This window comes from Pseudomonas sp. P5_152, from assembly GCF_033989915.1.
GTDB lineage: Bacteria > Pseudomonadota > Gammaproteobacteria > Pseudomonadales > Pseudomonadaceae > Aquipseudomonas.
Genome location: NZ_JASFAH010000002.1, coordinates 3,617,413 through 3,632,436, shown reverse-complemented (window position 1 = coordinate 3,632,436; position 15,024 = coordinate 3,617,413). Strand labels below are relative to the sequence as shown.

At 63.1% G+C, this 15,024-nt stretch carries 13 protein-coding genes; all 13 read left to right on the top strand.

What is annotated here, in order from left to right:
* Positions 1-152 precede the first annotated feature (152 nt).
* Positions 153-1,682 carry an HDOD domain-containing protein gene (locus QMK50_RS16405; protein WP_320333508.1) on the top strand — a complete coding sequence of 510 codons (1,530 nt, stop codon included), beginning with the start codon at positions 153-155 and terminating at the stop codon, positions 1,680-1,682.
* A 150-nt stretch (positions 1,683-1,832) separates the two neighbouring features.
* Positions 1,833-3,119 (top strand): hypothetical protein, encoded by a 1,287-nt coding sequence (locus tag QMK50_RS16400; RefSeq protein WP_320333507.1) that lies wholly within the window; start codon positions 1,833-1,835, stop codon positions 3,117-3,119.
* A 171-nt stretch (positions 3,120-3,290) separates the two neighbouring features.
* On the top strand, positions 3,291-4,346 hold the full coding sequence (locus QMK50_RS16395) for a GDP-mannose 4,6-dehydratase (protein WP_159993433.1): 1,056 nt from the start codon (positions 3,291-3,293) through the stop codon (positions 4,344-4,346).
* 43 nt (positions 4,347-4,389) lie between these two features.
* Positions 4,390-5,853 carry an exopolysaccharide biosynthesis polyprenyl glycosylphosphotransferase gene (locus QMK50_RS16390; protein WP_095169591.1) on the top strand — a complete coding sequence of 488 codons (1,464 nt, stop codon included), beginning with the start codon at positions 4,390-4,392 and terminating at the stop codon, positions 5,851-5,853.
* The gene (locus tag QMK50_RS16385) at positions 5,843-6,814 is read left to right on the top strand and encodes a glycosyltransferase family 2 protein (RefSeq protein ID WP_320333506.1); all 972 of its coding nucleotides are present in this window, start codon (positions 5,843-5,845) and stop codon (positions 6,812-6,814) included. Before QMK50_RS16390 ends, QMK50_RS16385 begins: the two co-directional genes overlap by 11 nt.
* Positions 6,811-7,647, top strand: a complete 837-nt coding sequence (locus tag QMK50_RS16380; protein WP_320333505.1) for an NAD-dependent epimerase/dehydratase family protein — start codon at positions 6,811-6,813, stop codon at positions 7,645-7,647. Before QMK50_RS16385 ends, QMK50_RS16380 begins: the two co-directional genes overlap by 4 nt.
* Positions 7,647-8,606: a glycosyltransferase family 2 protein gene (locus QMK50_RS16375; RefSeq protein WP_159993426.1), complete on the top strand. Its 960-nt coding sequence runs from the start codon at positions 7,647-7,649 to the stop codon at positions 8,604-8,606. The genes QMK50_RS16380 and QMK50_RS16375 overlap by 1 nt, the downstream gene beginning before the upstream one ends.
* The gene (locus QMK50_RS16370) at positions 8,596-10,071 is read left to right on the top strand and encodes an O-antigen ligase family protein (protein ID WP_320333504.1); all 1,476 of its coding nucleotides are present in this window, start codon (positions 8,596-8,598) and stop codon (positions 10,069-10,071) included. The genes QMK50_RS16375 and QMK50_RS16370 overlap by 11 nt, the downstream gene beginning before the upstream one ends.
* A complete protein-coding gene (locus QMK50_RS16365; protein ID WP_320333503.1) occupies positions 10,068-11,303 on the top strand; it encodes a glycosyltransferase family 4 protein in 1,236 nt (411 codons plus the stop codon). The genes QMK50_RS16370 and QMK50_RS16365 overlap by 4 nt, the downstream gene beginning before the upstream one ends.
* The gene (locus QMK50_RS16360; RefSeq protein WP_320333502.1) at positions 11,300-12,421 is read left to right on the top strand and encodes an acyltransferase; all 1,122 of its coding nucleotides are present in this window, start codon (positions 11,300-11,302) and stop codon (positions 12,419-12,421) included. The genes QMK50_RS16365 and QMK50_RS16360 overlap by 4 nt, the downstream gene beginning before the upstream one ends.
* Before the next feature lie 21 nt (positions 12,422-12,442).
* Complete coding sequence (locus QMK50_RS16355) at positions 12,443-13,063, top strand: CpsD/CapB family tyrosine-protein kinase (RefSeq protein WP_143501236.1); 621 nt, start codon at positions 12,443-12,445, stop codon at positions 13,061-13,063.
* Between the two features lie 148 nt (positions 13,064-13,211).
* Positions 13,212-13,886, top strand: coding sequence for a polysaccharide biosynthesis/export family protein (locus QMK50_RS16350; RefSeq protein WP_320333501.1), 675 nt, complete (start codon positions 13,212-13,214; stop codon positions 13,884-13,886).
* On the top strand, positions 13,873-15,015 hold the full coding sequence (locus tag QMK50_RS16345) for a hypothetical protein (protein WP_159993414.1): 1,143 nt from the start codon (positions 13,873-13,875) through the stop codon (positions 15,013-15,015). Before QMK50_RS16350 ends, QMK50_RS16345 begins: the two co-directional genes overlap by 14 nt.
* The last annotated feature ends 9 nt before the right edge of the window (positions 15,016-15,024 follow it).

Below are 15,024 nucleotides of genomic sequence, written 5' to 3'. Positions count from 1 at the left end.
TACTTAAGTCGGGTTCAAGGTCATATTCGGAAGTTAAACAATCTCTTCTTCTACTTATCGGCAAAACTGCGCCAGACTATAGCCAGTTATGGCGAAAAGCCAATTTGCCCCGCCCCGGGCGTGTTTGAAGTCAACGATGATCGCGCCCGACCATGGTTAATGAAACGAACGTCCCACCGGCAACCCCCTCCACCCTGCAGGACTGGGTCCAGCGTCTCGACGCTGTGGTCTTGCCCGTACCGCAGGCCAGCCATGACCGCGTGTGCAGAGCCATCAACAGCAGTCGCAGCTCCCTGCGCGATATCGCCGACTTGATTCAGGGCAGTCCAGCCCTGGCCCTGAGCGTGATCCGCGAGGCCAATCGCCACGCCCACGGCAGCCTCAGTGAGCCTTGTGAAAACCTGGAAGTGGCGCTCACTCGCCTGGGCCTCAAACGCACCGCCGAACTCCTGGCACGCCTGCCCGCCATGCCCGAGCGCGATATCCCGCCTGCACTGCGCAAGCTGCAACTGATCAGCCAGCACGCCTCGCAACAGGCCAACGGTTTTTTTGCCAGCCGCCTGGCGCGCCTGTGGCAGGACATCCACTGGGGCAGCCTGTTGTTTCTGGCCCCCCTGTGGCCGCTGGCCCTGAGTCACCCACAGTTGCTGCAGGAGTGGGAGCGCCGGGTGATCCACCAGGGCGAGGCAGCGCACAAGGTCGAAAAACAGCTGTTCGGGGTACGCCTGCTGGAACTCTGCCAGGTGCTGGTGGAGCTCTGGCGCTTGCCCTTCTGGGTCGCCCAGGGCTATCGCCTGCTGCTCACCGAGCAACGCGAGCTGGTGCAAGTGCTGCACATTGCCCGTGACGCCGACCATCCACTGCGCCAGCAAAACCGCCTGGATGACGATCCGACCTTGCGCCGCTGGCTCAACCAGCCCGCCAACAGCGTGCTGCTGGCCAACGGCCTGGCGCTGTCGGCCCAGCAATCCTGGGTCGGCCCGCACACCCGGCGCTGGCAGTACCTGACCAGCCTCTACCTGCAAATGCCGATGGATGAGGTGCAGCAGCAACAGCACCAACAGGCCGCGCAAAGCGCGCGCAACCACGGCCAGCCCGACCTCTGGCACCCGGCCGAGGCGCTGCTGTGGCCCTGGGAAGATGCCCAGGGCCGCGGCGAACAGGCTCCCGCCGCGCCCTCGGCCGAGGACCTGCAGCGCTGGCGCAAACACTGTGCCCAACTGCTGGCCGAGCCGAGCCCCTTCAGCAACGCCCTGCACCTGACCACCTGCGCCCGGGATGCCTTGGCGGCCTGCGGCATGCGCCGGGTCATGCTGCTGATGGCCGACCGCACTCAGAGCAACCTGCGTGTCCACCAGACCTGGGGCTTGCCCAAGGACAGCGCCACCCTGCAACTGGCGGTCGGCCAGAGCAGCGTGCTGCAGCGCTTGCTGGCGCAACCGGCGCAATTGCGCCTGACACCCGCCAACCATGCACAGTTTTGCGCCCACTTGCCGGACAGCCTGCACTCGCTGTTCGACGGCGAGCACTTGCTGCTGCGCTCGCTGACCAACAAAGGCAAAGTGATCATGCTGCTGGTCGCCGACCAGGGTGGCGGCGCGTTTGCCGACATCAGCGTCCAGGCCTTCGGCAAAACCGCGCAGTGCATCGAAAAGGCTCTCAATACCTATAGCGCGCGTTGATCCCTCGCTCATCCGCTTTTTCCGTCGACGGATTTGCCAATCTGGCGAAGTGATACTAATCCTTACTCACTACTGATCACCCTGCGCAGCCCCTCCCGCGAGCAACGACGGAGAGTGATACGTCAACAGTCCACTCCAAGGACAGGAATTATGTCTGGCAGTCATTCTTGGGCACGACTGGGTAGTCGTGGATTTGGCGTTTTCTGGGTGATCGGCGGCCAGGCGGCGCAGAGCCTGACCAGCTTCCTCACAGGCCTGGTGCTGGGCCGCTGCGTCTCGCAAGAAGCCCTGGGCGCCTACGCCCTGGGCTTGAGCTTCTGCTTCCTGATCATCTCGTTGGGCGACACGCTGATCGCGACGCCCTACACCTATCTGCGCGCCAGTGGCGAAGGGGAGCCGCACGCCCTGTTCAGCAGCGCCTTGTGGGGCAGCGCCGGGCTCGGCCTGGTGGTGGCGTTGGTCTTGACCCTGCTGCACCAATTCGGGGCGGGATTGCCCAGCGAGCTCTGGCCTGCCCTGCCCCTGGCGGTGATGGGCCTGGTGATGCGCGAATTTCTGCGGCGGCATTTCTACGTGATCAACCGCTCCAGGCAAGCCCTGATCCTCGACCTGACCAGTGCCGTCGGCCAGTTGCTCGCCCTCGGGGTCTTAGCCTGGGGTGGATGGCTCAGCGCTGAAACAGTGTTCTTTGCCATCGCCGGGGTTTGCGCCCTGTCCTTTGCGCTGAACCTGCCGCAGGCCCAGGCGTCATTCTTCTGGCCACCGATCAGGCAACTGGCGACTCAATGGCGTGCCTTCCTCGGCTATGGCGGCTGGCTGGTGGCCGGCGGGTTGTGCCATGTGGCCAGCGTGCAGCTGTACCCCTGGCTAGCGCTGCTGGGGGGCGGCCAGGCGATGGCCGGCCTGTATGCGGCGTGCATCGCGGTCACCAACCTGATCAATCCGTTGCTGATCGCCCTGACCAATCATTTCCGCCCACGCTTCATTGCGCACTATCAAGAGGCAGGCCCGGCACGTTTGCTCCGCTATATGCTGCTGCGGGCGTTGCCATTCCTGCTGCCGGCCCTGGGGTTCGTGCTGCTGGCGTGGCTGGCTGGGGAGCCGTTACTGGGCGTGCTGTACGGCCCCGACTTCAGCAAAGGCGGGCCGGCGCTGGTGTACCTGGCCTTCGGCCTGCTGGCCGTGGCAGCCGCCGCACCGATACAACTCGGGCTCCTGGCCTTGCGGGCGCCGGTGAGCAACCTGTTCTACCACGGCACCAACCTGACAGTGCTGCTGGTACTGGCCTTGATCTGGCACGACCGGTTGTCGCTTGAGCTGCTGGCCCAGTTCTATTGTGGCGCAAATGTTGCTGGCCTTTTGATGCTAGCAATTATGTTCCAAGTAATGGCAAAAAAAACTAACCGCTGCACTGGTGAAATACAGGTGAGTGACTAAAGTCAAACTTCGCCTAATGGCTATTAAGTATCAAAACGCCACAAGTTCGCTGTTGTCGTTGGAGCTATCTGTAACAAAAAACACTTATGGACCCTTGATCCGCGCAGTAGGGGTCGGCGAATGGATTGGACGTTTTATCAGACTCAGGTTTTTGGCCAAGGAGTTAACGTCATGCGCAAGATAGTAGTAACTGGCGGCGCCGGCTTTGCGGGCTCGCATATTGTCGACGAAGTTTGCCGGCATTTCTCTGACGCCAAAGTTGTGGTCTTCGACAAGATGACTTACGCCGGCGATGTTCGCAATATTTCCCATCACTTGTTTCCCAATCGCGTCCAGTTGCTGGTCGGCGATGTTGCCGACCTGGATATGTGCCGCCGTGTGGTCAAGGACGCTGACCTGGTGATCCATGCCGCAGCCGAAAGCCATGTGGATAACTCTTTCGGCAACTCCCTGGAGTTCACCCGAACCAATGTGCTGGGCACCCATGCGTTGATGGAAGCCTGCCGCCAGGAGAAGGTCAGGAAGATCGTCCATGTCAGCACCGACGAGGTCTACGGGCAGGTCATGGAAGGCGCGGCCAGTGAAAACGAGGTCTTGCGCCCCACCAACCCCTACTCATCCTCCAAGGCCGCGGCCGAGATGATCCTGCAGGGTTACCTGCAGTCCTACCACGAACCCATCGTGATCATCCGGGCCAACAACCTCTATGGCATCCGCCAGTTTCCGGAAAAGATCATCCCGCGCTTTATCTGCCACATGCTGACCGGGCGCAAACTGACCCTGCATGGTAATGGCACCAATCGCCGGCACTACCTTAGTGCACAGGACTTCGCCGAAGCGGTGGTGTTCGTGGCTGAAAAAGGTGAAGTCGGCGAGGTCTACAATATCGGCACCACCGAGGAATATACCAACCTGCAAGTGGCCGAACTTATCAGCAAGGCCTTCGACAAACCCTCGCGCGAAGTCATTACCTATATCCCCGACCGGCCGTTCAACGACGGGCGTTACTCAGTGTCCTGGGACAAGCTCATGCACATGGGCTGGAAGCCCAAAAACAACCTGAGCGACGACATCAGCATGTTAGTCGACTGGTACCGCGACAACTTCGCGCGCTACCCGGAGTTGTTTGGCGAGTTGCCCGCGACCGCTGCCGTCGAGGTCGAAGTCGCCGGCCTGCTGCCGGTACAGGAAGTCTCCAACGGGCTCTCCAAAGGCCTTAGTTCCTGACTCAGAGTTGTTGTCACTTGCGCAGTTGAGGCGAGGATATTCCATGTCAGTTAGCGAAACGCTCCCGGGCGCTGCCCCGGACGCACAGGTGCAGGGTACGCGTGCTAAAAAAAGGGCCCGCCGTTTTGATGCCCCGGCCTTGGCTGGCCTGGAAATCCTCCTGACTCGGCTGGGCCGGGTGCTGGGAGGATTGCTCGCGACCGTGCTGCTCAACGTCCACTACTGGTGGCTCACGGATCGCTGGTGGGCCGATGCCTGGACGGTCGGTTTCGTGGTGGTCTGTGCCTCGGCGGTGATGCCCGTGCGGGTCTACAAAGGCTTTTCGCGCCAGGACCGCAAAGCCCTGCGCTGGGTCAGCTCGGTGCTCAACGGCGCACTGGTGACCCTGCTGGTGCTGGTGTTCATGGAGATCGGCCAGATGCCGATGCTGGCTCCCTGGTCCTACCTCGCGCTGTTCATCATGCTGGTGCTTTTTGCGCAAGTAGCCGGTCAGTACGTGTCGCGCTACACCCGCTCCTGGGACCGCAAGCTGCGCCTGGTCATCGTCGGCGCAGGCGAGCAAGGCGTGGCGATTGCGCGCTACCTGACCGCCCGGGAACCGGAAATCGTGGTGATCGGTTTCATCGACGACCGCAGCTCGCGCATTGATACCTCCACCCTGCCGTTCCCCCTGCTCGCCGGGGGAACCGCGCAGCTGGACCAACTGCCACCGGACATCGACGGGGTGATCATCGCCCTGCCCAACCAGGCAGGCGACCGGGTCAGCTCGCTGGCCACCCGCCTGCGCGGGCAGATGGGCAATGTCTACCTCGCCCCCGAGGAGCCGGTGCTCGGCCATCCCTTCCTCAGCCGCCCGCACAGCGGACCCGGCAACATGTTGCTGCTGGGCATGAACCCCTTGCCTATCGAAGGACGGTTGATCAAGCGGGTGTTCGACATCAGCTTCTCGGCGGTCGTGCTGTTGCTGTTCCTGCCCATTGGCCTGGTACTAGGCGCCCTGATCCGCCTGGAGTCGCCTGGGCCGGCGCTGTTCACCCAAGGTCGCTACGGCCTGCGCAACCGCCTGTTCCAGATCTACAAATTTCGCAGCATGCGGTTCGACCCTACGCCCGGCGAAATCTGCCTGAACCAGCGCCAGGATGCCCGCGTAACCCGGATCGGCAACTTCATCCGACGCACCAGCCTCGATGAGTTCCCGCAGTTCATCAATGTGCTGCTGGGGGATATGTCGGTGATCGGTCCACGCCCTCACCCGCCGGGCGTCAAGGCCGGCGACCGCACCTACGAGAACGTGGTGGTGGATTTCGTCGAGCGCTACAAGGTGCGCCCAGGCATTACCGGCTGGGCCCAGGTCAATGGCTCACGGGGCAATACCTTCACTGAAGAGTCACTGACCGAGCGCTTCATCTTTGACGTGCAGTACATCCAGAACTGGTCGCCAGAGCTGGACTTGTGGATCGTGATCAAGACCATCTTTGGTGGGTTGGGAGGCAAGAATGCATTTTGAATCGATGCCCGTCGCCAGCCCGAACGAGGAAGCCAATCTGGGAATGCGCAGCAGCATCATCGTGCTGACCCTCAATGCCCAGGAGCACCTCACGGCCCTGCTGCCGGCCCTCACCGCCCTGAAACAGGCGCCTCGGGAGGTGGTGTTCATCGACTCCTCGTCCACCGACCTGACGCCGCAGATGATCGAGACCGCCGGGCATCGCCTGGTGACCATCCAGCGCAGTGAGTTCGGCCACGGCAAGACCCGCAACCTGGCGCTGCAGTTGTGCGCCGGCAGCGAGTTCCTGGTGTACCTCACTCAAGATGCCTGCCCCCAGGGCGATGATTGGCTGCAACGCTTGCTCAAGCCCTTTGCCGACCCACAGGTGGCCCTGGTCTACGGCCAGCAGCTACCGCGCCGGGAGGCCACCGACACCGAACGTTTTGCTCGCGAGTTCAATTACCCCGATCGCCATGAGCGCACGACCCAGGCAGACATCGCGCGTATCGGAATCAAGGCGGTGTTCTGCTCCAACTCCTTTGCCGCCTATCGTCGCGACGCACTGGAGGCCGTCGGCGGATTCCCCACACAGTTGCCCCTGGGCGAAGACATGGCCGCAGCCATCCGCCTGCTCGGCAAGGGTTATGCCCGGGTCTACGAACCCGCGGCCCAGGCCGTGCACAGCCACGACTACAGCATCAGCCAGGAATTCAAGCGCTACTTCGACATCGGCACCCTGATTGCCATGGACAGCGAACTGAGCAAGGCGCGCCTGTCGACGTCCGGCGAAGGCTTGCGGTTCGTCAAGGTCGAGATCCAGGCTGCACTCAAGCGCGGCCAGCCCCTGGCAGTTTTTTCCATCCTGCTGCGCACGGCGGGCAAGTACCTGGGCTACTGGCTCGGTGAGCGTTACCTACGGGTACCGCTGGCATGGCGCCGGCGGATGAGCATGCATTCAATGTTCTGGAACCAGCCATGAGCATTGTCGTCGTCGGGGATACCAGCCTGATCGCCCAGGCCTTGCGCCAGTGCGAGCAGACGGCTGGCTGGGGTTTTATCGGCCACCGCGAAGCCCTCGCGAGCGACACCTGGCTCGACGGTGTCAGCCAGGTGCTGAACCTGGCGTACAACCCGGCCCTGCGCAACGGCTACGAACACGCCCTGGACTTCGAACTGGCCCTGGCCCGGCGCATCGAACCGCTGCCGCAGGTGCGCTACATCATGGCCAGTTCACGCCTGGTGTACGGCCCCGCGATCAATGACCAGGCCTTGCAAGAATCCCAGGAACCCCAGCCCGTGGCGACCTACGGGATCGGCAAACTGATCACCGAACGGGCGATCACGCAGATGCTCGGCGAGCGCCTGACCATCGTGCGCATGAGCAATATCTTCGGCTACGAACTTGAGGAAAGCCGGCGCAACTTCTTCGCCATCGCCTTGCGCAGCCTGCTTGGCCAGCAGCGCATCGTGCTGGACATGAGCCCCTTCGTCGAACGCGATTTCCTCCCCGTGGACGTCCTCGCCAGTTGGCTGGCACGAATCGCCCAAGACCCGCAGCCAGGCATCTTCAATCTTGGCTCAGGCATCGGCACGCCCACCGGGCGTATTGCCCAGTGGTTAATCGAAGGTTTTGGCAGCGGTGAGTTACTGGTGACCAACCTGCGCGAATTCGACGGGTTCCGCCTGGATATCGCCGCCGCCCGGGCCACCTATGGCATCCCGGGCCTGACTGCCACGGCGCTCAGGCAGCATTGCCAAGCCCTCGGCGCCCGCCTGCATGATGAGAGTCGATTGCTCCAGGGGTATGCGTGATGAAGACGCTCACGGTTTCCATCGTCAATTACCGCACACCGCAATTGGTGGTCGAGTGCGTGGCATCGCTCAAGCGTTTCCCGCCCAGTCGGGCAACGCTGGCCATTGCCGTGGTCGATAACGCTTCGGGCGATGACAGCGTGTCGGTCATCGCCCAGCAGTGCCCGGACATTCAACTGATCGCCTCGCCAAACAACCTGGGTTTTGGCGGCGGCAATAACCTGATCCTGCGCGGCTTGCGCAGCGACTACGTGCTGCTGCTCAACAGTGATGCCCAGGTCGAGGCCGGCACCCTCGACCGGCTGATCGAAGTCCTCGAACTGCAACCGCAGGTGGGCGCGGTCAGTGGCCGAGTCGTCAATGCCAGCGATGGCGCCGATCAGGATTTCCCCTGCCGTTTCCCCAGCCTGACGCAGATGGTCAAGCGCATGCTGACCGGCCCGCAGTTCCCGGCCAACGGCCAGTCGGCCCCCATCAGCCTTGAGCGCCTGCATGGCGCCTGCATGCTGATCCGCGGCGAGCTGCTGCACAGCGTCGGGCTGTTTGACGAAGGTTTCTTCATGTACGACGAAGACGTCGACTGGTGCGTGCGGGCCCGCAATGCCGGCTGGGAGTTGCTGCTGGTGCCCGACGCGCGGATTCTGCACCACGGCGGTAGTTCCTCCGGACGCGCACCCGCTGGCCAGCGCCGCCAGGCGCCGAGTGAAACCGCGCTGCGCATGCGCTATGAGCTGCGCCGCAGCCGCTATCGACTGTACCGCAAGCACCGCAGCCTGGCCGAAGTGCTGCTGCTCAAACTGCTGACCGACCTGGTGATGCTGGCCGCCAGTGCCAAGACCCTGCTGGCCGCCGTCCTGCAGCCGGCGCGGCGCGAGGAAGCCCGGGCATTGCTGCGGGCCAATGCCCGGGTGATGTCGATCAACCCCCTGCGCATCGAGGTGGTTGACCATGGCGTTTGAGCCCTCACCCTACGAGCCCCTCGATGACCGGACTCAGCGCCGGGGCGTGGTGCTGGCCGGGGTTCTGGGGTTGGTGGTGGCGTTCACCACGGTCTACATGCCCCTGGCGGGCATGGCCTTGTCGTTGGCCTTCGGCGGCGTCCTGCTGCTGGCCCGCCGGCCGCAATGGTTATTCCTGGGTTTTGTGATCAGCCTGGCCATCCCGATCCAGAAGACCGTCGGTGGCATTCCACTGAACGCCGCCGATGCGCTTGTCGTGCTCTGGGCGCTGCTCTGGCTGTTCATGCTGCAACGCCCGCAAGCGCCGCACCTGGGGCGGATGCGCGTACCGTTCCTGATCCTCGCCATCACGCCCTTCCTGATCGCGGTGTTCCTCGCACAACTGGGCTCCATCGCCCCCGGCGCCAGCATCAAGCAGTCATTGCGGGTCGTCGAATGGTTCGTACTGTTGCCAGCGCTGTTGATGGTATTTCGCCCGGATCAGGACTTCTGGCGTTTCGCCGCGATCACCCTGATCTGCACTCCGGTCTTCTTTGCCATCGATGGCCTGGTGGAGTATGCCACCCACGGTCACACGCTCACCGGCATGCTGGGCATCCCGGTGCCTGGCCCCAGCGGTGACGAACCGGCGATCCACCACACCTTCGATATCTCCGGCCGGGCGGGCAGTTCCTTTGGTGGGGCGCAGGGCCTGGCCATGTACCTGGTGATGCTGCTCAGCATCTCCCTGGCGCATCTGCTGAACTCGCGCAGCGGTGGCCTGAGGGTCCTGGCGGGCCTGGGGATCGTCATCAGCATCGCCGGGATGATAGCCGCCCAATCCCGAGGCGGGCTGCTTGGGGGCCTGGCGTGCCTGTTGGCGATCTGCCTGATGCTGCGCCCGCAGCTGTGGAAATTCCTGGTGCTGGGGTTGATCGCGGTGGCCGTGATCGCCCCCATCGGCCTGGGTCTGTGGCCCAGTTGGGACGGCACCCTCAGCGGCCTGGTGCCGGGCCGCCCGGATGCGGTGATTGACCGCCTGACCATCTGGGGCGTGGTGCGTGACGTGTGGTTCGACAACCCGTTGATCGGGGTCGGACTGGGCAATTTCCGCGATGAGTTCTACGCCCGCGGCGTAACCCTCAACGTCGAACTCGGCTACCAGTCGACGCATGCCCACAACACCTACCTGGAGCTGCTCGCCGACACCGGCGCCCTGGGGCTGCTCAGCTACCTGGCCTTCATTGTCATGGTCTTCCGGCAATTGATCCGGCGCTGGAAGCGCAGCGTTGGCGACCCCGGCGACACCTTCACCCTGGCCGCGGTGGGCACCCTGACCGCGTACTGCGTGTTTGCCATGGTCGACATGCTGCTGCTGCAAAACATGCACTTCACCCTGGTGCTGCTGCTGAGCCTGGGGCTGACCGACAGTACCGCCCGCGCCCTGGGGCTGACCGGCGTCAAGACTCAAGAGGTTGCTGGATGAAGATCATGCTGCTGGTCGAGGAACTGGGCATCGGTGGCCTGCCCAACTACGTGCTGGACCTGGCCCGGGCACTGAACGCCCAGGGCGACCGGACCCTGGTGGCGCACCAGGGGCAACAGGTCCCGGCGCACCTGGATTGCACCGGGGTGCAATTGCTCGGCCTGGGGGATGCCGATTCGCCCGGCCAGGCCCTGGAGCGCATCCAGGCCTGGGAGCCGGACCTGGTGCACGTGCACCTGTGCAGCGACAGCGACCTGCTGGCGGCATTGACCGACAGCGGCCTGGCGCTGATGCGCTCGTTCCATGACTACACGTCGATGTGCCTGCGCCGCGGCCGTCGACGTTTTCCGGGAGATCGTTGCCAGCGCCCTCTGGACTGGTCCTGCGCCTTGAATGGTTGCCTGATCGGTCCGCCGAAAGCCGGTGGCCGTGTGCCGCGACTGATGGACTTGGCGGGCAAACTCAACGAACGCGGGATGTACCAGCGCTTTCGCGGGGCCGTGGTTGGCAGCCAGCATATGGGCCGGGTGCTGCGGATCAATGGCTTCAGCGAGCAGCGGATCCATGTGGTGCCTTACTTCAGCCGGTTCGACCAACAGGCCCAGCAGCCGCAGGCCGTTGGCAAACCTGCCCTGCAAGGACGTCCCCTGCAGTTGCTGTTTGCCGGCCAGGCCGTCAAGGGCAAGGGCCTGGAGGTGTTGGTCAAGGCCCTGGCCGAGATCCAGGGTGACTGGCGCCTGGTCGCCATCAGCAGCGGCCCGCGCCTGGCTTCGGCCCGTGGGCTGGCGGAAAAACTGCAACTGACCTCGCGCATTACCTTCATCGACTGGCTGGCCTCCGAAGAACTGGCCGGGCACTACCGGGGCGCCGACCTGTTCGTATTGCCTTCGGTGTGGGACGACCCCGGTCCCTTGGTGGGGATTGAAGCGATGGCCTTCGAGACGCCGGTACTAGCGTTCGCGGTCGGCGGCATTGCCGACTACGTGCGCGATGGCCACACCGGCTTGCTGGTCACCGATGTCAGCGTCAAGGGCCTGGCCGCCGGCCTGCAGCGCGCCCTGGATGAACCCGAACGCCTGGCGGTGCTCGGGCGGGCCGCTCGTGAGTGGGTCAAGGCCAACCACAGCCGCGACGGTCACATCCGCGCCTTGCGCGCGTTGTATGAGCAGTGCACCCACAACTTACCGGCCCATCCCCCCCTGGGACTGATCTACGGGAGTGCGCGGGTATGACCGTATTGCGCCAGTTTGCCGGGTTCTATAGCAAGGCGATCGCGCCCTGGGCCGTGGCCAAGGGTGAGCTGCTCAGCGTCCAGCGCCTGCGTGGGCTGGCGGTGCTGATGGTGTTGGTGGTGCACGTCGAAGACATCGGCCGCAAGCTGCCGGTGATGGCCGACTTTCACAGCACCTACGCCATGCGCGTGGGGTATTCGGCCCCCGACCTGTTCTTCGTGATCAGCGGTTTCATCATGACCTACGTCTCGGCAGGCAGTGCGTTCCAGCCCAAGCGCTGGGTCCTGAGCCGGGTCTTTCGCATCGTGCCGCTGTACGTGCTGTTTACCGGACTGGTGGTGCTGATGTGGCTGTACAGCCCGAGCATGACCATGGGCTCGGGCAGCCACGACTGGGTCAGCGCGCTGAAGTCGATGCTGATGCTGCCGCAAGCCGGCCTGCCGATCCTGTTCGTGGGCTGGACGCTGGAACATGAAATCGTGTTCTACACCATCGTCTTCCTGGTCATGCGTTTCAGCACAATCAACGCCTTGCCGTGGGTGATGCTGACCCTCTCGGTGCTGGCCCTGGCCAAATGGGCACTGCGGGTCCACGGTGGGATCGACTTCTGGGACTACCACCTGTTTTCGCTGTTCATCATCCAATTCACCATCGGGGTCGGGGTCTTCAAGATCTATCAGCGGGCCCGGGCCTGGGGCTTCTGGCCGCCCTTCGTGGCGGGCTGCGTCCTGCTATTGCTGGCGTCGATCTTCGCCGACTCGGGACAACTCAACCGCGAACAACCAATCCGAGTCCTGAGCTTTGGCCTGTCCTATGGCGCCTTCATGTTGGCCGGGCTGACCCTGGAATGGCAAAGCCGCACCAAAGGCCACGTGCCCACGCGCCGGGACTGGATGGTGCAGATCGGCGATGCCTCCTACGCGATCTACCTGACACACCCGTTCGTGCTCGCCAGTTTTGGCCGGTTGTTCAAGGTGGTCAGCGTGCCCCCCTTCGGCGCGGTCGGGGTGGTGATCCTGGCGGGCCTGACTACGATTGGGGTGGGGTATGCCGTGCATGTGTTGCTGGAAAAGCCGGTCATCGAGATTGGCAAACGAATCACCCGAGCCATTGCATAAGCAACTAAGGAAGAATCAATCATGAATGCAATCAGTCATCCCATCGTGCCCTCTGCGGGTGTAGACGAGGCAAGACTGAGGTTTCCGATGCAGGAAATCATGGCCAGGGTCCTGCGCGATGCCACTGACGAGGCACTCACGCAACTGATGTTCATCGGTGTGGCGCGCAAGGTCGGCACCACCTTTGTCGCGCAGCAGGCCGCCAGCCACCTGGCGGCCGCCTTCGGCAGCGTGCTGGTGATCGAAGTCAGCGCCAATGTCGACGACACCGAAATGCTCGCCGGCGACCTCAAGCGCCTGCGGGTGCCGAACCATTCGGTGGTACGCATCAGCCTGTCGGTCAACAGTTGCCTGAAGCTGCTGGGCCACGGCGGTGAATCGCCGGCGAAACTGGCCGAGCGCCTGCGCGAGCACTTTGACCTGGTGCTCTGGGACATGCCGTCGCCGACGTTCGCCCCCGTGTCGATCGTTGCCGCTCGCCACATGAATTCGATTGTGCTGGTCGCACAGGCCAACAAGAGCCGACGCCATGCCGCCAAGTACGTATGCGACCGCCTCGAGGACAGCGGCGGCAACATTCTGGGCGTGGTGCTCAATCGTACCCTCAACTTTATTCCGGAGTGGTTGTATCGCTGGTTGTAACCGTGGCCAAGAAAAACATGAATTTCACCTGGGGATAAGAACGGACATGGCGATCATGGACTGGTGTGGGGCGAGCGCGAAGTTTCTGCTAACCGCTGTACTGATGGGGGGCCTGCTGAGTGGTTGTACAACGATCAAGACCGAACAGATGGCTGGGTCGCAGACTTTGCCGCTGCTAGGCAAGGATGGGGTGGTGCCCGGCGGAAAATACCTGATCCGTCCCGGCGATGACCTGGACATCAAGTTCTACACCGCCAAGGACTACGACGAGGCGATCCCGGTGCGGCCCGATGGCTTCATCAGTATGCAGCGGGTCTCGGACATCAAGGCCGCCGGGTTGACGCCCGACGAACTGAGCGCGGCCATCAGCAAGGCCTACACGGGCAAGCTCAGTGATTCGAGCGTGTCGGTGATGGTCAAGTCCTTCAAGGGCTTTCGCGCGTACATCGGTGGCGAAGTGGCCAAGCCCCAGGTCATCCCCATGGAAGGTGGCATCACGGTGATGCAGGCGATCTACCGTGCCGGAGGCCTGCGTTACACCGCGCACCCGGAATCCGTGGTGCTGATCCGCAAGCAGGAAAATGGCGAGCCCAAGAGCTACCACCTGGACCTGAGCGACCAGGCCATCGAGCTGGGCAAGAACGACATGGCCGTGGCTTTGCAACCCTACGACGTGATCTATGTCCCGCGCTCGCCAATTGCCAACGCCAACCTGTGGGTGACGCAATACATCACCGACCTGCTGCTGTTCAAAGGCATCAACTTCGGCTTCTCGGTCAACCGCAACTACAACAGCGGGGACAGTTCGGATGGCACCTTCTAATCCACGCGTGAGGCTCTGGAGCAGCCTGCTGCTGGGGTTGCTCGCCTGTTTGCTGGTGCCCGTGGCGCAGGCCGAGATGAAATACGGGATCAACGCCAAGTGGGGCGGTGGCGGCTACGAAGAGCTGGTCGCACGCTTTGCCCTGGCCCGTTCGCTGGGCGTCAAGCAGGTGCGTATCGACTGGGAGTGGCGCCTGGTGGAAGGCCAGAAAGGCGTCTACGACTGGACCCCGATGGACAACCTGGTCAAGGCCGCCGCCGAGCAGGATATCGAGCTGTTGCCGATCGTCCACTACGCGCCGAACTGGGCCCTGCCAATGCTCGCCTTCAAATCCAGCGGCACCTACGAGCTGGCGCCTTCGAGCGACTACTACGACAACTTTGCCGCCTTCATCAAAGCCTGTATCGAACGCTACGGCCCCACCACCAAGGCCGGCATCACCTACTGGCAGATCTGGAACGAACCCAACACCCCGCAATTCTGGGGGCCGTCGCCCAAGCCCAAGGACTTCGTCAAGATGATGAAAGCCGTGAGTCACGCGGTGGCGGAACAACGGCCGAGCATCAAACTGGTACACGCCGGTATCTCGCGCAATGACATCACCTACCTGTGGATGCTCTGGGATATCGACCCCTCCTACGGCGAGTACTTCGACATCCTGGCGGTGCACCCGTACCTGTTCAACAAGGACGCCAGCGGCATCAACGCCCCCCAGGACATGGACGCCGACGAAAGCAGCCTGGCCAAGATGGGGTTTGTCGGCAGCAAGGAAGACAACACCTACCTGGGCAAACTCTTCAACCTGCAACTGTTCATGCACCTGCGCCAGTCGAGCAAGCCGATCTGGATCACTGAGCTGGGCTATGTGGTCGCCGCGCCGCCCCTGGGCGTGACCGAAGCCCAGCAGAGCGCCAAGACCAAGGCCACCCTGGACTACATCAACCAGCATCTGAGCGGCAAAAGCTTCGGCAAGGGCTTGCGTGGCGACCTGCCGGCCGATGTCGAGCGGGTCTACTGGTTTTCACTGGAGGACTACGAGTCCCCCGATGGCCTGGGGAATTTCGGCCTGATTCGTGCGGACGGTACCGAGCGGCCCGCCGCCGCCGTGTATCGCCAATACGCCCAATAAGAGGGGATG